The sequence below is a fragment of the Rhodococcoides sp. S146-33 genome, assembly GCF_059489205.1.
Genome location: NZ_JCAJWY010000003.1, coordinates 385,842 through 407,754, shown reverse-complemented (window position 1 = coordinate 407,754; position 21,913 = coordinate 385,842). Strand labels below are relative to the sequence as shown.

17 protein-coding genes and 1 tRNA gene are annotated in these 21,913 nt (G+C 64.9%); 6 read left to right on the top strand and 12 right to left on the bottom strand.

Annotation, left to right across the window (positions count from 1 at the left end; all coding sequences use genetic code 11):
* Position 1: 1 nt before the first annotated feature.
* The 5 genes from AC5WEY_RS17630 to AC5WEY_RS17610 all read right to left on the bottom strand — a co-directional run bounded on the left by AC5WEY_RS17630 (position 2) and on the right by AC5WEY_RS17610 (position 5,975).
* On the bottom strand, positions 2 to 601 hold the full coding sequence (locus AC5WEY_RS17630; RefSeq protein ID WP_495646872.1) for a TetR/AcrR family transcriptional regulator: 600 nt from the start codon (positions 599 to 601) through the stop codon (positions 2 to 4).
* A gap of 119 nt (positions 602 to 720) precedes the next feature.
* Positions 721 to 1,548 (bottom strand): ATP-binding cassette domain-containing protein, encoded by an 828-nt coding sequence (locus AC5WEY_RS17625; protein WP_495646871.1) that lies wholly within the window; start codon positions 1,546 to 1,548, stop codon positions 721 to 723.
* 52 nt (positions 1,549 to 1,600) lie between these two features.
* Positions 1,601 to 3,397, bottom strand: a complete 1,797-nt coding sequence (locus tag AC5WEY_RS17620) for a dipeptide/oligopeptide/nickel ABC transporter permease/ATP-binding protein (protein WP_495646870.1) — start codon at positions 3,395 to 3,397, stop codon at positions 1,601 to 1,603.
* Positions 3,394 to 4,335 carry an ABC transporter permease gene (locus AC5WEY_RS17615; RefSeq protein ID WP_495646869.1) on the bottom strand — a complete coding sequence of 314 codons (942 nt, stop codon included), beginning with the start codon at positions 4,333 to 4,335 and terminating at the stop codon, positions 3,394 to 3,396. Before AC5WEY_RS17615 ends, AC5WEY_RS17620 begins: the two co-directional genes overlap by 4 nt.
* A gap of 68 nt (positions 4,336 to 4,403) precedes the next feature.
* A complete protein-coding gene (locus AC5WEY_RS17610) occupies positions 4,404 to 5,975 on the bottom strand; it encodes an ABC transporter substrate-binding protein (protein WP_495646868.1) in 1,572 nt (523 codons plus the stop codon).
* Between the two features lie 318 nt (positions 5,976 to 6,293).
* Between AC5WEY_RS17610 and AC5WEY_RS17605 the strand changes: the two genes are divergently transcribed.
* From AC5WEY_RS17605 to AC5WEY_RS17595, 3 genes are read left to right on the top strand one after another with little or no spacing between them, the layout of a single operon-like run.
* Positions 6,294 to 9,086, top strand: coding sequence for a glycosyl hydrolase (locus tag AC5WEY_RS17605; protein WP_495646867.1), 2,793 nt, complete (start codon positions 6,294 to 6,296; stop codon positions 9,084 to 9,086).
* On the top strand, positions 9,083 to 11,290 hold the full coding sequence (locus AC5WEY_RS17600) for a glycoside hydrolase family 3 C-terminal domain-containing protein (RefSeq protein WP_495646866.1): 2,208 nt from the start codon (positions 9,083 to 9,085) through the stop codon (positions 11,288 to 11,290). The genes AC5WEY_RS17605 and AC5WEY_RS17600 overlap by 4 nt, the downstream gene beginning before the upstream one ends.
* Positions 11,287 to 12,156: an alpha/beta hydrolase fold domain-containing protein gene (locus tag AC5WEY_RS17595; RefSeq protein WP_495646865.1), complete on the top strand. Its 870-nt coding sequence runs from the start codon at positions 11,287 to 11,289 to the stop codon at positions 12,154 to 12,156. Before AC5WEY_RS17600 ends, AC5WEY_RS17595 begins: the two co-directional genes overlap by 4 nt.
* Positions 12,157 to 12,438: 282 nt before the next feature.
* Here AC5WEY_RS17595 and AC5WEY_RS17590 read toward each other — a convergent pair.
* The 7 genes from AC5WEY_RS17590 to AC5WEY_RS17560 form a co-directional block, all read right to left on the bottom strand.
* Positions 12,439 to 12,515: transfer RNA gene (locus AC5WEY_RS17590), tRNA-Leu, on the bottom strand.
* A 44-nt stretch (positions 12,516 to 12,559) separates the two neighbouring features.
* Positions 12,560 to 13,996: a short-chain fatty acid transporter gene (locus AC5WEY_RS17585; RefSeq protein ID WP_495646864.1), complete on the bottom strand. Its 1,437-nt coding sequence runs from the start codon at positions 13,994 to 13,996 to the stop codon at positions 12,560 to 12,562.
* Between the two features lie 116 nt (positions 13,997 to 14,112).
* Positions 14,113 to 15,057 (bottom strand): Ppx/GppA phosphatase family protein, encoded by a 945-nt coding sequence (locus AC5WEY_RS17580; protein WP_495646863.1) that lies wholly within the window; start codon positions 15,055 to 15,057, stop codon positions 14,113 to 14,115.
* Positions 15,054 to 15,584, bottom strand: a complete 531-nt coding sequence (locus tag AC5WEY_RS17575) for a DUF501 domain-containing protein (protein ID WP_032395686.1) — start codon at positions 15,582 to 15,584, stop codon at positions 15,054 to 15,056. The genes AC5WEY_RS17580 and AC5WEY_RS17575 overlap by 4 nt, the downstream gene beginning before the upstream one ends.
* Positions 15,581 to 16,135 (bottom strand): FtsB family cell division protein, encoded by a 555-nt coding sequence (locus AC5WEY_RS17570; RefSeq protein WP_495646862.1) that lies wholly within the window; start codon positions 16,133 to 16,135, stop codon positions 15,581 to 15,583. Before AC5WEY_RS17570 ends, AC5WEY_RS17575 begins: the two co-directional genes overlap by 4 nt.
* 192 nt (positions 16,136 to 16,327) lie before the next feature.
* Positions 16,328 to 17,614, bottom strand: coding sequence for a phosphopyruvate hydratase (gene eno, locus AC5WEY_RS17565; RefSeq protein WP_008718800.1), 1,287 nt, complete (start codon positions 17,612 to 17,614; stop codon positions 16,328 to 16,330).
* Between the two features lie 88 nt (positions 17,615 to 17,702).
* Positions 17,703 to 18,413, bottom strand: a complete 711-nt coding sequence (locus AC5WEY_RS17560; RefSeq protein WP_495646924.1) for a lytic transglycosylase domain-containing protein — start codon at positions 18,411 to 18,413, stop codon at positions 17,703 to 17,705.
* A gap of 189 nt (positions 18,414 to 18,602) precedes the next feature.
* Here AC5WEY_RS17560 and efeU point away from each other — a divergent pair, with 189 nt between their 5' ends.
* The 3 genes from efeU to efeB are packed head-to-tail and all read left to right on the top strand — an operon-like array spanning position 18,603 to position 21,869.
* Positions 18,603 to 19,484, top strand: a complete 882-nt coding sequence (efeU, locus tag AC5WEY_RS17555; RefSeq protein WP_057479119.1) for an iron uptake transporter permease EfeU — start codon at positions 18,603 to 18,605, stop codon at positions 19,482 to 19,484.
* Positions 19,485 to 19,498: 14 nt separating this feature from the next.
* On the top strand, positions 19,499 to 20,638 hold the full coding sequence (gene efeO, locus AC5WEY_RS17550) for an iron uptake system protein EfeO (RefSeq protein WP_495646861.1): 1,140 nt from the start codon (positions 19,499 to 19,501) through the stop codon (positions 20,636 to 20,638).
* A complete protein-coding gene (gene efeB, locus AC5WEY_RS17545; protein WP_495646860.1) occupies positions 20,619 to 21,869 on the top strand; it encodes an iron uptake transporter deferrochelatase/peroxidase subunit in 1,251 nt (416 codons plus the stop codon). Before efeO ends, efeB begins: the two co-directional genes overlap by 20 nt.
* Positions 21,870 to 21,913 lie beyond the last annotated feature (44 nt).

Here is a 21,913-nt window from a genome sequence, read left to right as displayed (position 1 = left end):
TTCATGCCTGAGGCGGCCTCAGAACGGAATCGAGGACGAGCTGCATCGCCGCTGACATGCTGAAGGAAGGCGTGTTCAGCCATTGAATCTGCAGGCCGTCCCACGCCGCGAGGATGACTCGTGCCGCCATTTCGGGGTCGACATCAGGTGACACGTGGCCCCTGGCCTGACGAGACCGGATCTCGTCGCCGTAGAACGCACTGCCGGCCCCGAAATGCTGGGCGAAGTACTCGTGCGCAGGGTGGTCGGGGTGATGCGACTCGGCCAGCATCGACTGGTACAGCTGGACGATTCGGTCCCGGCGCACGCCCCGCTCGGCCTGCTCGGGGAAGTCCTCCAGGCTCACGCTTTGCTCGTTGAGGTGCGTGCGGTTCTCGTGCTCCAAGAACGCGGCGATCAGCATGTGATCACGCGAGGGGAAGTGGTACAGCGCGGCGGTCTTGCCCATTCCTGCTCGCTCAGCGATATCCGCGGTGGTGATCTCTGTGTGACCGCGCTCGATGACCAGTTCGAGTGCGGCAGCAGCGATGGCGTGTCGCACTCGTGCGGTCTTGGCATAGGGACCACGCGGCTTCACGGTGGAATCTGTTTCAGCGCTCATGCGTGTCCAAATCTGGTGCAGCGGTGAGATACCTGCGCGGAGAGTACATGCTCGCGAGAGTACTGGCACGGCGAGCGCTCGCCCGCGGGGCTGACACCGACGGTGCGGTCGGCATTACCTTACTGCAACTGCTGTAGACGGGCCCGCCGCTCGCGCTGCCGACCGGGATCAGCGATCGGAGCCGCCATCTGCAGGCGTTTGGTGTATCCGTGCTGCGGTGCTGTCGATATCTGGCGGGCCGTACCCGACTCGACGATCTCACCGTCCAGCATCACGGCGATCCGGTGTGTCATCGCCCGAACCACGTCGAGATCATGCGTGATGAACAGGAAGGCCACGTTGGTCTGGTCCTGGATCTCCAACAGGAGATCGAGGATGCGGGCCTGCGTGGTCATATCGAGTGCACTCGTCGGCTCATCGCAGACGATCAGTTTGGGACTCAGTGCCAGCGCTCGAGCGATAGCGATGCGCTGGCGCTGGCCGCCCGAGAACTCCCTCGCCAACCGGCGGCCCGCGTCGGCTGGAAGCTGCACCTTGGCAAGCAGGTCACGCACGAGCGCTCGACTGTCCTCGATGCCATTGGCAGTCAGCGGCTCGGTGAGGATGTCCTCGATCGTCATGGCGGGGTTGAGAGACGAGTACGGATCCTGGAACACCACCTGGATGTCCTTGGCCAGTGCTCGGCGGTCCTTCTTCGACGGATGCGAGATGTCGCGACCGTCAAAGATGATCTTGCCGTCGGTGACGGGTGCCAGCCCCAGAAGTGCTCGCCCGATCGTCGTCTTTCCCGATCCGGACTCGCCGACGAGGCCGACCGCCTCACCGCGCTGGATGTCGAGCGACACCCCTTTGATGACCTCGACCGGACGCCTTCGCAAGCCTCGCCCGGGATAGACGACGCGGAGGTCCTGGATGGAGAGCAGCGGCTCTGAACCGTTGGAGTTCATCGATTCGACCTTCGTGTAGCGGGCTGGGACGACGCATGAGGCGAGCAACTGGTCATGCCTGTCGCTCCTCGAGGGGGACGAACTCGGGGCGCGGCTCGGCGTTGGCGAGCGACGAGGACAGGAGCAGCCGCGTGTACTCGTGCTCGGGCGCTGCGAACAGAGCATCGACCGTCCGGCTCTCGACGATGCGCCCCTGCTGCATGACACTCACCGTGTCGCAGAGGTCTGCCACGACGCCGAAGTTGTGCGTGACCAGGATCATCCCGAGATTGCGTTCACGCTGAAGATCACGAAGCAGCTCGAGCACTCCTGCCTGCACGGTGACGTCCAGGGCCGTGGTGGGCTCGTCGGCGATGATCAGCTCCGGATCGCCTGCGAGAGCGCCTGCAATGAGTACACGCTGCGCCATGCCCCCTGATATCTCATGGGGATAGCGGTTGAAGACCTCTTCGGAGTCCTTGATCCCGACACGGTCGAGAAGCTGGACGATCGTCCGCTTCGCCTCGCGCTTGCCGACCTTCTTCACCGCCCTCAGACCGTAGGTGAGCTGTTGCCCGACCGTGAACGTCGGGTCGAGATTGCTCATCGGCTCCTGGGGGATGTAGGCGATCTGACGGCCGCGAACCTTCTTCACGCCGCCGTCCTTCAGCAGGTCACGCCCGTTGAACTCGACGGAACCTCCGAGCGTCACCGCCTCTGTCGGCTGAATGCCCAGGATGGCGAAGGCGATCTGCGACTTACCCGATCCCGACTCCCCTACCAATCCGCGGATCTCGCCACGCTCGACGGTCAGGTCGACGCCTTTCACGACCGGCTCGATGTCGGAGCCGGACTTCGGATAGCCGACGACCAGGTCTCTCACGGCGAGTAACGGTGCCGCGACCTGCCCGTCTGCCCGCGGCGCATCGTCGCGCTGCGCGGCGTGCTGCTCCCGCAGGTGACGAATGACCTTTGGCCTGAGCGCGGGATGACGTGTGCCCGACTCCTGCACCACGTCACGGACGACGCCACCGATCAGCACGAATGCCAGAGTCACGGACGTGATCAGCGCCGCCGGCCATACGATGTTCCACGGTGCCAGGTAGATGTTGTTGAAGGCGTCGTTGAGCATGCTGCCCCACGAGACGCCCGAGCCACCGAGCCCGAGGAACTCGAGAGCGGCCTGGATGGCTATTCCTGATGCGAGGACGAAGGCCGACTGCACGATGATCGGCCCACGCACCGCGCGCAAGACGTGTCGGGCGATGATGCGGCGATCACCGAGGCCTGCGACTCGCGCCGCATCGATGTACAGCTCGCCGCGGATGCTGTACACCAATGTCTTCACCAGGTAGAAGAACCCGGGCGATACCAGGACGCCGAAGACCACCATGTACAGAGTGATCCTCGGACCGACCAGCGTGTAGATCGCCACCAGCAGGATGAAGCCAGGAAGGGTCAAGATGATGCTCGCGACCCAGGTGAGGACGCCGTCGACACGTCCGCCGTAGTATCCGGCAATCAGACCGGTGGTGACGCCGAGCGCCAGTGACACCACGAGCAGGATGACACCACTGCTCATGGCACCGAGGGTGGACGTCAGAAGTCTCGACAAGATGTCACGACCCGCCTGGTCTCCGCCGAGGAGGTACTCGGACTGGAAGGGAGCGGCGTTCGTCAACTGGAGCTGTGTGAAATCCGGGCGGAACGGCCTGATCAGCGGGGCAAGGACGCCGAGAAGCGTAATCAAGCCGATGTAGACGATGGAGACCGCAGCGACCGGGCGGCGGATGATGCGTCGCAACAGATGACGCTCGGCGACGTATCCGGGAGCCGAACCCTCGGGCTCGATGGCCATGTTGATGCTCATGAGACTCGCGCCTTCGGGTTTATCAAGCCGGTGACGATGCCGAGCGTGATGTTGACGACGATGACCATTGCGATGGTGACCAGCACAGCACCCATGACTACGGGGATGTCGCGCTGCAACGAGCTGGCGCTGAGCTGAGCAGCAATGCCGGGGAGGGCAAAAATCCGCTCGATGATGACGACCCCGCCGATCAGGCCGATTGTCTGCAGCGAGATCGTCGTGAGACCAGGGATGGCAGCGTTGCGGAGGGCATGGCGGTAGACGATGGCGCGCTCACTGACGCCGCGAGCGCGCAGGGTGCGGATGAAGTCCTGCGACATCGCGTCGATCATCGAGCCTCGGAACTGCAGTGCTGCACCTGCGATGGTGCCGACGAGAATCGCCGTGATCGGCAGAGCCACACTCGCTGTCCACTCGGTGACACTGACGTCGGGACTGACGTACCCCGTGGCGGGAAATATCTCCCAGTTGACGGCGAATGCGAAGACGAGTCCAACCGCCACGATGAGGTTGGGGATCGCGCTCCCGAGCACACCGATGGCTTGAAGTGCCTGGTCGATCCATCCGCCCTTGACAGCTGCGGTCACACCGACGAGCACGCTGAGCACGAGCGTGAGGGCGACGGACAGGAACACGAGCGTGAGTGTCACCGGGAGTCGGGTGCTCAGCAGATCGGTGACCGGTTGGCTCGTGTAGTAGCTCCGGCCTAGATCGCCACGGAAAGCGTCGAGCATCCAGTGGAAGTACTGCTGTACCACCGGCTGATCGAGACCCAGCTCGATGTTCTTGGCGTCGATGGCCGACGGCTGAGCGTTCAAGCCCAGGATCTGCTGCGCGATTCCTCGCGTGTTGGCGTAGACCAGGGCGAACGTAAGCGCGGTGCCGATGAACAGCAGCGCCACGGCCGACGCCAGCTGACGCACGGAATATTTGATCATGTCGTCCTTCGATGTGGCTGCGCCGGCCGGTACCCGCAGAGCGGGCAAGGATCCGACCGACGCCGCCGCTAGCTGGCGGGAGTGAACGCGTACAGGAACGGTGCCTGGTTCGTCACGCAGGCCGTGACATCGACGTCGGATGTGGTCGCCCACGTGTCGGTGAAGTACGCCCACGGCGCATACCAGGCCTGATCGACGAGATAGTCACTGATCGCCTGGTAGGCAGTCGCCTGGTTGTCGTCGGACGCCGCGTCCGCCGTGGCGATCAGAGCCTCGAGCTCCGGCGTGCTCGACTGACGAGGGTTCCAGATCGAGTCCGGTCGCAAGGTCTCGTCGACGGTGCGGGCAGCAGAATTCGTCGAGCCGAGGGTGAAGTAGAACAGCGGATATTTGCCCTCGAACACGTCCCCGAACTGGGACATGGGAACGTCGACCTCCTCGACGCGAATGTTCAACAGGCTCAGCTGCTGGATGATCAGCGGGTTGGCGGCATCGTAGAGGGGGATCTTCGGCAGCTGGATGTCGAAGCCGTCGGCGTAACCCGCATCCCTCATGAGTGCCTTCGCGGCGTCGACATCGTAGGGGTACTCGTCGGCGACCTCGGGGTCGTATCCCGGACTCTGCGACGTCGGGTTGAAGATCTGGTTCGACACCACGCCCCCTCCGGGGAACAACGCGTCGACGACGGCTTGACGGTCGAACACCATGTTGATCGCCTGACGGACCCTGACCTCTCCCAGCGCCGGAACCAACGTGCCCGCGCGGTCGAAGATGTGGAGCCCCGCCCAGTTCACCTGCACCTGCGCCAGATTGAAGTTGTCGTTCTCGACCTGGGCCACCGACTGGGTCGGAACGAAGGAGGCATTGACCTGGCCCGTCCTCAGGGCCGAGAGAGCAGCTGTCTCGTCCGTGAAGACGGAATAGACCACCTCGTTGTAGGGATAGAGATCCTTGTTCCAGTAGTTCTCGTTGCGCACGAACGTGTAGGTCGAGCCAGTCGTCGTGCGCGACGTGTCCAGCGCGTACGGTCCCGAACCCTGCGGGCCGGCGTCGGGGTTTCCGAGGCTCGTCGGGTTCGCAATGATGCCGGCGGACGCTGCCATGTAGTCGAGTAGAACCTTGTTGGGAGCGGGCATCTCGACCACGACCGTCAGATCGTCCGGGGTGGAGATCTCGGCACCGGCCAGATAAACGGACTCGTTCTGTTTCGCATCACGCAGGTACTCCATCGAGGCCTTGGATGCGGCCGCGTCGACGGGTGTGCCGTCGGAGAATTTCATACCCTCCCGTAGGCGAAAGGTGAACTCCGTGTTGTCGTCGTTCACCTCCCACGACTCCGCGGCATTCGGAGCCAAGGTGCCGTCGGGCTCCTGCTTCAGAAGGGAGTCCCACGCCGTCTGGAAGAGCAACAGCGTGCTGCCGGCGCTTCCGAGTGTGGTCCAGTCAAGGGCTCCCGGGTCGAACCCCAGCGCGATCGTGAGCTTGTCCGACGGCCCCGCCGACGCCGAGCCGCCGCCGCCGGTGCAGGCGCTGAGGAGCGCGGCGATCGCAATGGCTGCAGCAACGACCGCTGTCGCCCTGCGCGATCGCCTCGTGGATCGCGCGGACTTGTCCGCTGTCGATCGATTGGTCCAGAACACTCTCATCCTCCAGGGTGGAGACGATCGCGGCTCAGCGCGCCGTCGGGCTGTGGTGGTGCCGAAACCCCTGCTCCGGCGGTCGCTCCGAGCGAGCGATGTTTGTGAAGTTAAGCCAGAATCAAGCCCACGTCAATACCGACCACGCTCAAATTTGAAAGATGACAGTATTGGTGGCGTCCTTGTTCACGTCGCCGGCATCATCTACAGTGCCAATACTGACCGCGGTCGAAATTGAACGATGGTCGCACCGCGAGACATCCGGCATCGTTGCCGTCGAGAGAGGCTTGTAATGGTCCAGAACGAACAAAAGCGCTGCTCGTGAGCGGCGCTGGAACCGCACCTGAGCGGCGCGATGGCGCGATCGAAAGCGATCTGCTCCTTGCCCCGCCCAACAACGACCGACCAGGGATGCGCTGGTGGTGGCAGTCACCTCTACCGCCCGAGGTCCTCGTGGACGAGTTGCGCGCTATCGTCGATGCGGGCTTCGGCGAGGTCGAGATCGCCTTCGTCCCCGGCTTCTGGGCCGACCAGGACCAGCGCGACGGTCTCACGGCTGTGCTCGCAGAGGCGCAGCGACTCGGCGTGGGAGTAGCGACCACGCTCGGTGCCGCGTGGCCGTTGCAGACGCCCAACACAGCCTCAGGCACCCCGCACGCCGCACGCGAGTTGCAGTACGGCGTCACGTACATCGATCACGGGGAATCCTCGATCCAGATCCCGGCCCCGTTCGATGACCCGCAGTTCGCGCGACCGTCGCACCTCCTGCGGGTGATTGCCGCCCGCGTGGTCTCTCGTGGGACCTCCCCACAAGTGGCGTACGAGGACAGCATCATCGGCTCGCGACGGGTCGTGCGAGGTGCAGCGGAGCCCGGCACGCTCGAGCGGTCGTCGTTGCAGGATGTGACGTCCGCAGTCGTCGACGGCTCCCTGGCATGGGATTCACGCGAGGGCGAATGGGCTGTGTTCGGCTTCTGGCTCCGCGACAGCGAGCAGTCGGTGACCAGCTTCCTCGACCGCGCCGCGGCAGTCGCCGCTACGGAGTACCTCGACCAGCACCAGTTCGACGACACCATCTCGGGCTTGCTCCGACGGACAGGAACCGACCTCTTCGAGGACTCGCTCGAGCTCAACGCGGACTCGCTGTTCTGGACTCTGACGATGCTCGAACGCTTCGAGTCCCACTACGGCTATGACCTCGGCCCGTACCTGCCCGGCCTTCTCGTGCACGGCATGTGCCGGTACTGGGTCCCCAACGAGGAACCGACGCCCGACTTCGTCTTCGACGACGGCTCCGACGCACGCGCCCGGCGCGATTATTACCGCCTTCTGACGGACTTGTACGTAGAGGACCACCTCCTCGTCATGCAGGAGTGGTCCCTCAGCCATGGCATGAGGCACAAGGCGCAGGTCGCGTACGGCCAGAATCTGGAACCGGTCCGCAGCAATCGCGAATTCGTCCGTCGCGGCGGCCATGCCGAGGGCGAGTCGCTCAACTCGGGTGACCGTATTCCCATGTCTGCTAAACACCCCACATGGCGGTTCGCGCTCGACTGGTGCCGGTCGATCGTCGGCGGTGCCCATCAGGGGGGCGCGGTACGGATCAGCACCGAGCTCGGCGCGCAGTTCCAAGCGGCGTACACGTACACGCTGGGCGACTACCGCCAGTTGCTCGACAAGGCATGGGCGGCCGGAATCACCAGGCCGTTCGTGCATGGGTACGCCAGTCAGGACCCGGCCGCCGAGTGGCCCACGCAGCACCGGTTCGGCGACCTCGTCGCAGAGAGCTGGAACCACACGCACTTCCCCGAGTGGGCGAACTGGAGGGGACTCACCGACTACTGGGCGCGCGGCACCGTCGTGCTGGAGACCGGCGTACCCCGCTGCGACGTAGCGGTCTATCGGGACGGATTCCTGACGACAGCGGCTCGCGGCGTCTTCGACGTCGCCGAGGACTACACGGCTCCAGAGCGCCTGATCGACGCCGAGGCGCTCGAACGTGTGGGCTTCAGCGTGCAGCTCATCGATCCCCAGGGACTCGCCGAGGACGGGGCGATCGCCGACGCAGCGGTCTTCCCGGAGGGCCCCGCGTATCGTGCCGTCATCGTCGACGAGCGTGCGATACCAGCCGCCACAGCCGAAGCGCTGGATCGCGCCGCCTCGGCAGGAGTCCGGGTCGTGATCGTCGGCGAGCCGCCGTCACGAGCTGACGGGCTGGAAGACACAGCCGAGTCCGATCGCCGTGTGACTGAGGCGATCACGCGTCTGATGACGCGGCCCGCCACCCTGCGCGCGGTCTGCATGGCGGACGCTGCCGACGCCCTCATCGGGGCGGGCCTGCGTCCGCGTGCCGCCTTCGACGACGCACCCTTGCTGTCACAGTGGCGAGACGCCGGCGAGGCGCGATACCTCGTGCTCTACAACACGGCTGACCATGCTGTCGAATCCCAGATCTCACTGGAGTCGGCGGGGGGAGCGCGCACGATCGACCTGGCCTCCGGATCGAAGACGCCCCTGGCGTCGCAACTCGTCGACGGCCGACTCCTCGTCACGCTCGAGATGGCTCCGCTGGGTCTCCATGTGCTGGAGTTCGGCGAAGCAGTCGAGCCGTCGACGTCCTCGGACACGAGCGACCGAGTCGTGGGCGAAGCGACGCTGAGCGACTGGGACCTCGAGGTCCGGACCGAGGAGCCCGGCGGCGCGCGCTCGATCGTGCTGCCCGGCCAAGGCCCCGGAGACTGGCGTGAGATCGAGCAGCTGCGCCACGCCTCCGGCATCGGCATCTACCGCACGACGGCGCAGGTCCATCCTGGTTCGCGCGTTCGAGTCCATTTCGACGGACTCGCCGGGTCAGCCGTCGTGCGTGCTGGGGGTCGAAGCTTCGGGCCCGCCTATTCGACCGGCGACAGTCTCGATCTCGGCGAGGCCCTCACACCGGACGGATCGCTCGAGATCGAGGTGCGCACAGCGCTGCGCAATGCCGTCGTGGCCAGCGGTCACCGGGCGGACGTGAGCTCCGAGACTCAACCGCAGGGACTGCTGGCACCGGTGCGCCTAGAGGTGCGCGACCCATTCCACCCATCCGTCCGACCAGACCAGGAGCATCAACCATGACGAGAGTCCCTCTGGAGTCCAAGGTCGCCCTCGTGTCGGGTGCTGACTTCTGGAATACGTCCGCCGTCCCGGAGGCAGGGCTTCCGAGCGTGATGGTGACCGACGGACCGCACGGCGTCCGTAAGCAGTCCGGTGCCGCCGATCACATCGGACTCAACGACTCGATCCAGTCGACCTGTTTTCCGCCGTCGGTCGCGCAGGCGGCAACCTGGGACCCTGCGCTCGTCGAGGCGGTCGGTGCGGCGCTCGGGCAGGAAGCACGAGCCCTCGGCGTCAGCGTGGTCCTGGGGCCGGGCGTGAATTTGAAGCGATCACCGCTGTGCGGACGAAACTTCGAGTACTACTCCGAGGACCCCTTCATCACGGGTGCGCTGGGCACCGCCTTCGTCACGGGCTTGCAGTCCACGGGCGTCGGCGCGTCGGTCAAGCACTTCGCGGCCAACAACCAGGAAACCGATCGCATGCGCCGGGACTCGCAGGTCGACGAGCGAACCTTGCGTGAGCTGTACCTTCGCGCGTTCGAGACGATCGTGAGAAATGCGCAGCCCTGGACCGTCATGTGCTCCTACAACGAGGTCAACGGCGTCCGCGCCGCCGAGAACCGATTCCTCCTCACCGAGGTCCTCCGTGAGGAGTGGGGCTTCGAGGGGTTCGTCGTATCGGACTGGGCCGCAGTCAAGGATCCCGTCGCCTCGCTTCGCGCAGGCCTCGACCTCGCCATGCCGGCTGATCCTGATCACGCCCGAACGGTCTTAGCAGCGATCGCAGAAGGACGTCTGGACGCGTCGATCGTCGAGACCGCCTACGAGCGCGTGAGCAACGTCGTACGTCGCAGCCGGGTGGCTGCCGAGAACGAGCGGCCGGAGCTGGCCGTCGACGAGCACCACGCACTGGCGCGTCGCGTGGCCGAACGATCCATCGTTCTGCTCGAGAACGATGGCATCCTGCCGCTCGACCAAGGCGAGAGCATCGCCATCGTCGGCGAGTTCGCTCGCACACCGAGATACCAGGGCGCGGGCTCCAGTCGCGTCAACCCGACCAAACTGCCGAGCGCGCTCGACTCCATCCAGGCCCTCCTCGGCCGCGACGTGCCGTTCACCCCCGGGTTCTCCATCGACCCGGCCGTCCCGGCTCCCGCCGATGCTCATGAGACTGCCGTTTCGCTCGCCCGCGAGTCCCACACGGTGGTCGTCTTCATGGGCCTCGGCGAGCTCCACGAGTCCGAAGGCTACGACCGCGACACCCTCGATCTTCCCGACGAGCAGCTCGCTCTCCTCGACGACATACTTGCCGTGAACCACAACGTGGTGGTCGTCCTCAGCAACGGTGCCTCGGTACTGGTGCCGTTCGCGGGTCGGACGCGCGCGCTCGTGGAGTCCTGGCTGCTCGGCCAGGCCGGTGGTCCGGCCATCGCTGACATGCTGTTCGGCCTCGTGGTGCCGTCCGGCAAGCTGACCGAGACGATTCCTCTGCGCCTCGAGGACGTCCCGAGCCACCCGTTCTTTCCTGGCGATGCAAACGGTGTGCGCTACGGTGAAGGACTCTTCATGGGCTACCGCGGCTACGACCAGCGCGATGCACCCGTGGCTTACGCCTTCGGCCACGGCCTGTCCTACACGTCCTTCGCCTACTCCGATCTCTCTGTTGTTGCCACCGACAACGACGTGGACGTCTCCGTGACCGTGACCAATGTCGGCGCGCGCGCCGGGCGTGAGGTCGTCCAGGTCTACCTTGGGACAGTCCGCTCCGAGATCGTGCGCCCGCCGAGGGAGCTGAAGGGATTCACAGACGTGCTCATCGAGCCGGGTGCCTCCGAGCGCGTGACCGTGCGTATCGCTGCCGTCGACCTCGCGTACTGGGATCTCGAGACCCACGCTTGGCAGATCGAGCCGGGTCGGTACACGGTCTCGGTCGGCGGATCGAGCCGCGATCTTTCCGTCCACGCCGCCGTGGATCTTCCGGGAACGCTTGTCGCGCGGCCGCTCACGATCGACTCGACCTTCGCGGAAGCGGCCGCCCACCCCGGCTTCCTAGATGCGCTGTCGCAGACGTGGTCGGACGCCGCGGGGGGATATACCGAGCAGGACATGCGCATGCTGGCAGACATCCCACTGTGGTCGGTAGCCATCCTCGAGGGGTCGGGGCGCGAAACCATGGAGCTGCTGCTGGCTCGCATCAACGCCGCTGACACCGCACAAGGATGACCGCTCCGCACAGCACGTCCGACCATGACCTGACAGCCAACGGGTTCGGATTCCGCGTCCGCGTCTATCAGGCACCGCACCCGTCGGGTTCTGTACTGGTGTGGCTGCACGGGGGTGCGTTCATGTTCGGAAGCCTGGAGATGCCCGAGGCGGACGAGACGGCCCGGCGACTCAGCGCCCTCGGCACTACCGTCGTCTCGGTCGACTACACCCTCAGCCCGCTCGAAGACGAAGGAGATCCGGGGAATGTGCTGTCACACATGGCAGCTGAGATCGCTGCAGCGGGACCTCGGTCGACATACCCGACCGCCTCGCTCCAGACCGTCACTGCTTTCCACTGGGCACGCGACAACGCCCGAGAGTGGGGCGGCGACTCGGATCGGGTTTTCCTAGGAGGAGCCAGCGCTGGGGGGAACCTGGCAGCCGGGGCCGCTGTGCGACTTCGTGATGCCGGCGGTCCGATCCCTCGCGCACTTGTCCTCGTCTACCCCGTGCTGCACGCCGACCTCCCCGCTGCTTCTGCGGAGCTTCAGAGCCAGCTGAACGCTCTCGCCGAGAAAGAGACCATCTCATCCGAGGATGCACGCGCCATCGCCTCCATCTATCTCGGGAAGGCGAGTCCGGAGGACGTCTATACCTTCCCTGGCGGACACCCGATGCCGGGCATGCCGCGCACCCTCATCGTGACCGCGGAACGAGACAGGCTCCGTCCGTCGGCTGAGGCGTTCGCCGCCGACCTCGCGCTCGCGGGAACGGATGTCGCGATCGTCTGCGAGCGTGGAACGCTGCACGGGTACCTGGACGAACTGGGTCACCCCGCGGTGCCCCACACGCTGTCGCTGATCCACGAGCTTCTGTCGGTCTGACCACTCGACGTCCGCACGGCACGAGATGGACGCGGTTGAGAACACGAGAGCGCCGAGGACGTCCTACCCGTATGGCCGACCGCGATGAGCGGTCCAGGCTACAGACCTTTACGCACTGAACGCCCGCGAAGACGCAAATAATGCTGAGGGAGATGGCCCAAGTCGGAAGATCTGAAAACCGCTGCGTCACTTATCAATTGACAGCCATCGAAATACGCAGAAGTCCACAACACCCGCCAAAGACTCGGCGCATACCCCGAATTTTTGGGTCCATACGGACTCTGGTGCCCCCAGTCGGACTCGAACCGACACTGTGCGGATTTTAAGTCCGCTGCCTCTGCCAATTGGGCTATAGGGGCCACCGCTAGAGACTCGCTCCAGCGGTGACGATCATATCGGGCTGCTACTGAGCCGGGATTACCGGCGGCACGAAATCGAAGGTCATGCCAAGGAGCCACACGAGCAGTAGGACCACCGGGAAGTGAAAGATGAACTGCAGGAACGTGAATCCGATCAGATCGCGCGCTCGCAGACCCAGAACCGCCAGCAAGGGCAGCATGAAGAACGGGTTGATCAGGTTCGGCAGCGCCTCCGCGACGTTGTAGATCTGGACGGTCCAGCCCAGGTTCATCTGCACGTCCGTCGCCGACTGCATCACGTACGGCGCTTCGACGAGCCACTTGCCGCCGCCGGAGGGGACGAACAGGCCGAGTACGACGGTGTACACCGCGATGACCACGGCGAACCCGCCGCCGCTGCCGATGTCGGTGAAGAAATTCGCGAGGTGCTCGGAGATGGTGACACCTCCCCTACCCTCTGCCTTGGTCAGCATGGCCGCCATCGCGGCGTATAGAGGAAACTGCACCAGGATGCCTGCGGTTGCGGGGACGGCCTTGCTGACCGAATCCAGAAAACGCCGCGGCGTCCCGTGCAGCACGAGCCCGAGCATCAGGAAGACCAGAAGGTACCCGTTCAGGCTACTGACCACCGACAGCACCGGCAGCGTCAACAGTTGGGAGACAAGCCATCCCAGCGTCATCGCGCCTACGAAGAGCGGAAGAATTCTGCTGTACTCGAGCCACTCCCCTGGTCGGCTGCGTGGAGCAGGCTCGGACACGGTGTCGTCCAAACTGACGTTCATGTCCTCGGCGGTTTTGATCGCCGCGCCCTTGGGTGCCGAGAAATGCGCGATGGCCACGGTGAGGACGATGATGATCGCGCACATCAACAACGACTGCCACGTGAAGATTGTGGTTCCGAAATCGAGTACTCCGGTGACCGAAAGCAGCGTCGCCGGAAGCGAACTCGCCGTCGCCTGCAGCTGCGCAGCCGAGGACGACATTCCGAGGGCCCATACGGCTCCGAGTCCCATGAATGCCGCAGCCCCGAGTGCCCTGTAGTCCGTCCGCAGATCGTCACGGCGGGCGATGGCACGGGCCAGCAGACCGGCGAACACCAAGCTCAGGCCCCAATTGAGGAACGATACCGAGCAGGACAACAGCGCCACGAAACTGACTGCGCTACTGGAACTCTTGGGCACCTGCGCCAAACGGGTGATCAATCTGGCGACCGGCGGAGAGGTGGCCACCACGTAACCGGTGAGGACGACCATCGCCATCTGCAGCGTGAAGGCGGTCAGGTCCCAGAAGCCGTTTCCGAACGCGTCGACCACATTCTGCGGAGACGACCCGTTGGCGAAGGCAGCGACGGCAACGACCACCACCCCGACGAGAGCGAAGATGTACGCGTCCGGGAACCACTTCTCGGTTCCCTTGGCGAGCGCTTGCGCTACGCGCGCCAGACCTTTCTCGGCCGGGGCCTGCTGGGCGGGTGTCGTCATCGGTGGTCCTAGCCTCGTCGGGAGCCGTGACGTGAGCCACAGCGCCTCTCAGGCTTCACCGAAACACGAAGCGATGCAACCTTCATCGCCGCAGATCGGGTCTGCAGAATTGCAGATCAGATCTTGATCGACATCGCGATGCCGTCGAGGATGTCGTGTTCACTGACCGTCAGCGAGCTCACGGCACCGCGTCGCTCGAACTCTTCGGCCAGCACGCTGCAGACAATCGCACCGCCGCCGATGACGTCGACTCGACCGGGATGCATGGGGCCCAACGCACTTCGCTGCGTATGCGTCATTCCGATCAGTCGCTCGCACACCTCGAACAACTCCGAGAAGGGCACACGCGAAAGGTGCACGGCGTCTGCGTCGTACTCGGGTAGTTCCTTGGCGATGGCCGCGATGGTCGTCATCGTGCCGGCCACACCGACCCAGCTCGACGCGTCGCCGATCGACACGTCCTCGAACGCCTCCGCCAACTTCTCGCGGGCGTACTCACGCGCAGCGTTGATCTCGTCCACGGTGGGGGGATCCGAATGCAGGAACCGCTCGGTCAGACGGACGCAGCCGATGTTCGCCGAGAACGCCGCCTTCACGCCTTTGGCGTCGCCCAGGACGAGCTCGGTCGAACCGCCACCCAGATCGACGACCAGGAAAGGTCCTGCCGCAGAATCGAGTTCACCGACTGCACCGGCGAACGACAACCGCGCCTCCTCGTCACCGGTGATCACTTCGGCTTCGGCACCGGGAATGACTTTGCCGAGCACCTCGCGCACCATCGAGAAAAACTCCTCGCGATTCGACGCATCCCGGGTGGCGGAGGTGGCCACCATCCGCACTGCGGTGGCCCCGGTCTTACGAATGATCTCCGCGTACTCGACCAATGCCACGCGAGTGCGTTCGATGGCCTCGGGAACGAACGCTCCCGTCGCGTCGACTCCCTGACCGAGTCGCACGATACGCATCTCGCGGGCGACGTCGGCGAGGGACTTTCCGTTGTTGTCGGCGACGAGTAGGCGGATCGAATTGGTGCCGCAATCTATTGCTGCAACCCTGGTCATTGTTTCTCCGCACGTAGTTCTTCGATGGTCGGCCAATCGGCCGGAATAGCTTTGCCGCGCAACGAGTTCTCGGCGGCGAGGGCCACCGACTCGTCGCCCAGCGGATTGACGCCCGGGCCCTTGGCCAACGAATGGGCGATCAGGACGTGCAAGCATTTGACCCGATCCGGCATGCCACCGCCGGTGAAATCCGTTCCGAGAGATTCGATCTCGTCGCGCTCGGCCAGATAGGACTGATGGGCGCGCAAGTATGCAGCAGCCAACTCGGGATCGGTACCGAGACGTTCGGTCATCTCCCGCATCACGCCCGCCGACTCCTGACGGCTCGCTTCTGCCGTCAGCCGTGGGTCTGTCAGATAGAACAGGGTGGGGAACGGCGTGCCGTCGGGCAACTTCGGGGCGGTTTTCACCACGCCCGGCCTGCCGTCCGGAGATCGATACGCGATCTCGAGTACGCCACGCGGTTCACGTCCGAGCTGCGCTGCGACCGCATCGAGATCTTCCTGCGAGACTGCCGAGGAATTCACCCGAGCGGTCCTCCTTCTGGTTCAGGTACCGGCGGCGAGGCCGGCACGGGTTCTGGCTGTACGACGGGCATCGGTGCGGACGTCGGCTCGGCGGGCTCGTCCGAACCCTGCGGCTGAACTGCGGTGTTCCAGAGGTCTGTGTACCAGGGCCCCGTCGGCGCACTGTCGGCTGCGAGTTCCTCGGGGGTCTTGCCGTAGTCGCCGGGCAACTGCACCTGGTACGGCGTCTCCCCCGGCATCACGAACCGCAGGCGCTCACGCGCGTCGGCCGCGATGCGGGACGGCTCGTCGAGCTGAGATTTTTGAGTTTGGAGCGCTTGCACGTCGTTCTCCAACGCCCGCCGCTCGGCCAAGACCGACTCGAGCTCGCTGCGCTGCGAGAAGTAGGTCCGGAGCGGTACCGCCAGGGTCAACGCCAGCGCACACACCACTACGCCGAGAATGACGGCTCGCCCGGTGGACAGTCCGAGGAACGTCCGCTCGGGCATCTTGGGCCTACGTGCTCCGACGCGCCGGGGAGCGGCCTTGCCGCCGACCACCGCGTCGCGCATCTGTTCCGACGGCTCGGGCGGGGTGGCCTGCCGACCGGAGGCGTTCTCGTCGCGAGAAACGCCCCCGGCCTTCGACCGACTCGAAGAGGAGGAGCGGCCGCGGGGTCGGGGATCACGTCCACCTGGACTGGTCCCGGACCTTCCGCGCCGTGCCATCATTCATCTCCACTTCGTGCGATACGTACCTGCGTGCTATCCCTCGTAATTGAACCGGGGGAAAGACAACTCGCCGGCGTAACGCGCCGCGTCGCCCAGAGCTTCTTCGATACGCAGCAACTGGTTGTACTTGGCGACGCGCTCGCTTCGAGCCGGCGCACCGGTCTTGATCTGGCCGCTGCCGACGGCAACTGCCAGGTCAGCGATGGTGGTGTCCTCGGTCTCGCCGGACCGGTGGCTCATCATCGTCTTGTACCCGTTGCGGTGCGCCAGATCGACGGCGTCGAGGGTCTCGGTGAGCGTGCCGATCTGGTTGACCTTGACCAGCAGTGCGTTTGCCGCACCCTTCACGATGCCGTCTTCGAGACGCTCGGGGTTGGTCACGAACAGGTCGTCGCCGACGAGCTGAACCTTGTCGCCGATCGACTCGGTGAGTGCAACCCAGCCGTCCCAGTCGTTCTCGTCGAGCGGATCCTCGATGGAGACCAGGGGGTACGCGTCGACGAGTTCGCCGTAGAACGCCGACATCTGCTCGGCCGACTTGGTCTCGCGCTCGAAGGCGTAGCCCGTTCCGGCGGTGTAGAACTCGGTGGCTGCCACGTCGAGCGCGAGAGCGACGTCCTGGCCCGGCTTTAGGCCGGTCTTGCCGATGGCCTCGAGGATCAGGTCGAGGGCTGCCTTGGTGCCGGCGAGATCGGGAGCGAAGCCGCCCTCGTCGCCGAGTCCGGTGGACAGGCCCTTGGCCTTGAGCACGGACTTGAGTGCGTGGTAGACCTCGGCACCCCAGCGCAGCGACTCCTTGAACGTGGGAGCACCGATCGGCGCGATCATGAATTCCTGCACGTCGACGCCACTGTCTGCGTGTGCGCCGCCGTTGATGATGTTCATCATTGGAACCGGCAGGATGTGTGCATTCGGGCCGCCGAGGTAGCGGAAGAGCTCCAGGCCGGTGGACTCCGCTGCAGCCTTGGCGACGGCGAGCGAAACACCCAGCAGGGAGTTTGCGCCGAGGCGAGACTTGTCGGGCGTGCCGTCGAGATCCAGCAGAGCCTGGTCGACCGTGCGCTGTTCGATGGCGTCGAGGCCGATGACCGCGGGTGCGATCTCGTCGAGCACCGCGTTGACGGCCTTCTCGACGCCCTTGCCGCCGTAGCGGTCTCCGCCGTCACGAAGCTCGACGGCCTCGTGCTCACCGGTGGATGCGCCGGAGGGGACGGCTGCGCGGGTCAACGTCCCGTCGTCCAATGCGACCTCGACCTCAACCGTGGGGTTGCCACGGGAATCGAGGATCTCGCGAGCTCCGACCTGCTCAATGATGGCCACGAATGCTTCTCCTAGTAACGGGGACCGGCGGACTGTGCCGGGTGCAAGACTAGCCGCTCTTGCATGGTGCCCGCGATGCACGGAGTTTCTACGGCCTGGTGCCCACCGAGTACGCCGCCGCCCGATCGCGCACGTCACGCAGATACTGGCCGGACAGGTTGTAGGCCATCAACGCCGTCTCCCAGCCCTGTGCCGTCCGCAGATCGCCGCCGCGAGCGCACAGATAGCGAGCCGCAGTGAGTGCCGCGTCGTCGATGTTGTCCGGATCTGCGATGCCGTCGCCATTGGCGTCGACTCCCCACTTCTTCCAAGTCTCGGGGATGAACTGCATGGGACCCATTGCTCGATCGAACTCGGCATCACCGTCCATGACGCCCCCGTCGGTGTCGGGAATCTCGGCAACACCCGGTCCGCCGTTGAGAGGAATGCCGCGGATCGGCGGCGCGACCAGGCCGTCGGGCTGCACCGACGATCCCTGGAACGTGCCGTGACGGCTCTCGATGTAGCCGATGCCCGCGAGCGTCGTCCAGGCGATTCCACAGTCGGCATCGGTCTCGGTCATGATCGCGGCCGCATGCCCGTACGACGCGAGAGCGGTCACCGAAATGCCGAGCGCCTCGGTTTGAGGTTCGGCCCATGCGAGCAACAGATCGGCTGTCCGGCCGGGGGCATTGAAATCGATCAGCGGCACCTCGGTTCCGGGACCCGGCGGAATGCCCTCGGGGATCTCCCGCTTCGGCTCGCTGCTGCCGCATGCGGTGAGCGCAAGGAGGAGCGATGCGGTGGCGAGCACGCCGATTCGTGAGATCACCTCACCATCCTGCACACGGAAGGTAATAGAAAGCTAAAGCCTGATAAAACCCCAGTTCATCGTGCATTCGAATCGCGCTACAGGGTGTATGTTTCTGTCAACCTTCACGCATGAGGGTCGCCTACCCTTCGCGAGGCAAGGCGTACCAATGTTCGACGCACAACAGGAGCACCATCCGTGTCCGTACTGGCTGCCGCAGGATCTGCGCCATCGATCGCCACCCAGATGTTCGGTAGCGGTCTGATCGGTCTCCGCGAGGGTCTCGAGACCGGAATCGTCGTCATGATTCTCGTGGCGTTTCTCGTCAAGGCGAACCGGCGCGACGCACTCAAATGGGTGTGGCTGGGCGTCGGACTGGCTGTTGCCATGGTCGCTGCCATCTTCTTCGTCATCCACTACGGCACGTCCACTGTCACCGGACTTACGGCCGAGATCATCGCGGGAGCTGCCTCGCTGGTCGCCGTGGTCATCGTGACGGCAATGGTGCTGTGGATGCGGACCGCCGCCAAGAACATCTCCGGCGAACTGCGAGCGAACATGGAGAAGGCACTCACCGTCGGTCCTGCCGCAGTGCTGACGCTCTCGTTCTTCGCCGTCGGCCGGGAAGGCGTCGAGACGGCCCTGCTCATGGTCGGCTACGCCGAGAACACCAACGGCAGCCTGTGGCCGCTGCTCGGTCTTCTGCTCGGCATCGTCGTCGCTGCCGTGCTGACGGTCTTCCTGTACTTCGGTGCCGTACGCATCAACTTCGCCGTGTTCTTCAAGTACACCGGCATCTTCCTCATCGTGGTCGCCGCCGGAATCCTCGCCTACGGCATCCGCGCACTGCAGATCGGCGGTGTTCTGCCCGGTGGCAGCGCTGTTGCCTTCGACATCAGCGCTCACTTCGACGCCTCGAGCTGGTACGGCACCGTGCTCGGCGGCATCTTCAACTTCCGCCCCGAACCCACTGTCTTCCAAGCGATCGCATGGGTCCTCTACATCGTCGTCGTGCTGTTCCTCTTCCTCCGCCCGGTCCGCGTTCCCGCGGCTCCCGAGCCTGTACTTCAGAACTCCTGAAAGGCACCACCATCATGCGTCGTTCCACCTTCGCTCTGGCCGCGGTCGCGGTTCTGCCGATAGTCCTGGCCGGATGCACCGAGAAGTCCTCCACCGAAGCGGCATCGGGTGATATCGCAGTCACTGCGAACGATTCATCCTGCGACGTGAGCGCATCCGAGGGCACCACCGGTAACTCGACCTTCCAGATCACCAACAACGGCAGCAAGGTCACCGAGTTCTACGTCTACGGCGAGGGCGACCGCGTCATGGGTGAAGTCGAAAACATCGGACCCGGCTTGACGCGTCAGCTCATCGTCGCCCTGCCGGACCCAGGCACCTACCAAACCGCCTGCAAGGCAGGCATGGTGGGCGACGGCATACGCGCCGACTACGTCGTCACCGGCGACTCGGTCCGCACCGCAGGCGAGGACGGGCTCCTCACCGAGGCCGCCGCCGGCTACAAGCGCTACGTCGTCAGCCAGATCGACGCACTGCAGGACACCACGGCGTCGTTCGTCACCGCCGTCAAGAGCGGGGACGTCAACGCAGCCAAGGCCGAGTTCCCCATTGCGCGAAGCTATTACGAGCGCATCGAGCCTGTAGCCGAAAGCTTCCCCGACGACCTCGACCCGCGCATCGACCTGCGTGAGCCGGACGTGGAGCCCGGTGCCGAGTGGACCGGATTCCACCGCATCGAGAAGGACCTGTGGGCGCAGGGACTGCAGCCCGACACCAACGCAATGGCCGATCAGCTGCAGGCCGACATCACCGAACTCGCCGACAAGATCAAGGCCGACGACTTCACCATCGACCCCATTCAGGTCGCCGGTGGCGCGCAGGGACTGCTCGACGAAGTTGCCAAGACCAAGATCAGCGGTGAAGAAGACTTCTTCTCGCACACCGACCTGTGGGACTTCCAGGCCAACGTCGACGGCTCCCAGGCTGCCATTGCCGCGGTGCGCCCCATTCTCGACGAGCGCAACGCCGATCTCGGTACCGCCATCGATGCCCGCTTCGCAGAACTCGACGCCGAGCTCGCCAAGTACCGCAGCGGCGACGGCTTCGTCTTCTACGACACGGTGACCGAACCGCAGCGTCAGGAACTCTCGAACAAGATCGATGCATTGTCCGCCGAAGTAAGTCAGGTGCAGGGTGTCGTTGCCGGACAATAAGACTGGACACTTTTCCCGACGGCGCCTCTTCGGTGCCGTCGGGACCGGAGCCGCGCTCGTCGGAGTGGGGGCCCTGGCGGGACACACGACCGCCTCCGGTGCCGAGGCACCCGTTTCGGACGTCGTCGACTTTCGTGGAGACCACCAGGCCGGAATCGTCACCCCGGCGCAGGATCGCATGCACTTCGTCGCGTTCGACATCACCACCGATTCTCGCGAGGACTTCGTTGCGCTGCTGAAGAAGTGGACGCTGATGGCCGAGCGGTTGGTGCGCGGTGAAGAGACCTTCGACGGCGGTGCGATCGACGGCGGCGAGTACAACGTGCCGTCCGACACCGGCGAAGCGCTCGGCCTGACGGCATCGTCACTGACGTTGACGATCGGATTCGGCCCGTCGATGTTCGACCGATTCGATCTGGCCTCGAAAAGACCTGCGTCGCTTGCCGATCTGCAGCACTTCCCAGCCGACAACCTCGATCCCCGACGCTCCGGCGGCGACCTCTGCATTCAGGCCTGCGCCGACGACCCGCAGGTGGCCGTCCACGCGATCCGCAACCTCGCTCGTGTCGGGTTCGGCACCGTGTCGGTGAAGTGGTCTCAACTGGGCTTCGGCCGCACGTCATCCACCTCGACCACCCAGGCAACGCCGCGAAACCTGTTCGGCTTCAAGGACGGAACGGCGAACCTCAAGGCCGAGGACCCGTCGTTGCTGGACGAGAACGTGTGGGTCGCTTCCGATGACGATCAGGACTGGATGGCCGGCGGCTCCTACCTCGTGGCCCGTCGTATCCGCATGCTCATCGAATCGTGGGACCGCACCACACTGAAGGAACAAGAGCGAGTGATCGGGCGCAGCAAGGGAACCGGTGCCCCGCTCGGCCAGAAGGACGAGTTCGACGCACTCGACTTCGAGTCACAGGGCCCCGAGGGCACCTTCATCGACAAGACCGCCCACGTACGCCTGGCGTCGAAGGAAAATCTCGGCGGAGTCCAACTCCTGCGTCGGGGATACAACTTCACCGACGGATCCGACGGCTTCGGACACCTCGACGCCGGACTGTTCTTCATCGCCTACTGCCGCGACCCGCTGACCCAGTTCGTCCCGATGCAATTGGCCCTGTCCCGCAAGGACGCACTGAACGAATACATCCAACACGTGGGCTCTGCGGTATTCGCCTGCCCACCCGGCGTCGGAGAATCCGAATACTGGGGTTCGACGCTGTTCGAGTAGGTCAGCCCGACCACCCCCGTCCGCGCCCCACCCTGTCCGCGTCG

Bases quoted from the DNA above. Each gene is read 5' to 3' on its own strand.
- AC5WEY_RS17630 (WP_495646872.1), bottom strand. From the start codon at position 601: ATGAGCGCTGAAACAGATTCCACCGTGAAGCCGCGTGGTCCCTATGCC.
- AC5WEY_RS17625 (WP_495646871.1), bottom strand. From the start codon at position 1,548: ATGAACTCCAACGGTTCAGAGCCGCTGCTCTCCATCCAGGACCTCCGC.
- AC5WEY_RS17620 (WP_495646870.1), bottom strand. From the start codon at position 3,397: ATGAGCATCAACATGGCCATCGAGCCCGAGGGTTCGGCTCCCGGATAC.
- AC5WEY_RS17615 (WP_495646869.1), bottom strand. From the start codon at position 4,335: ATGATCAAATATTCCGTGCGTCAGCTGGCGTCGGCCGTGGCGCTGCTG.
- AC5WEY_RS17600 (WP_495646866.1), top strand. From the start codon at position 9,083: ATGACGAGAGTCCCTCTGGAGTCCAAGGTCGCCCTCGTGTCGGGTGCT.
- AC5WEY_RS17595 (WP_495646865.1), top strand. From the start codon at position 11,287: ATGACCGCTCCGCACAGCACGTCCGACCATGACCTGACAGCCAACGGG.
- AC5WEY_RS17585 (WP_495646864.1), bottom strand. From the start codon at position 13,996: ATGACGACACCCGCCCAGCAGGCCCCGGCCGAGAAAGGTCTGGCGCGC.
- AC5WEY_RS17580 (WP_495646863.1), bottom strand. From the start codon at position 15,057: ATGACCAGGGTTGCAGCAATAGATTGCGGCACCAATTCGATCCGCCTA.
- AC5WEY_RS17570 (WP_495646862.1), bottom strand. From the start codon at position 16,135: ATGCGCGACGCGGTGGTCGGCGGCAAGGCCGCTCCCCGGCGCGTCGGA.
- efeO (WP_495646861.1), top strand. From the start codon at position 19,499: ATGCGTCGTTCCACCTTCGCTCTGGCCGCGGTCGCGGTTCTGCCGATA.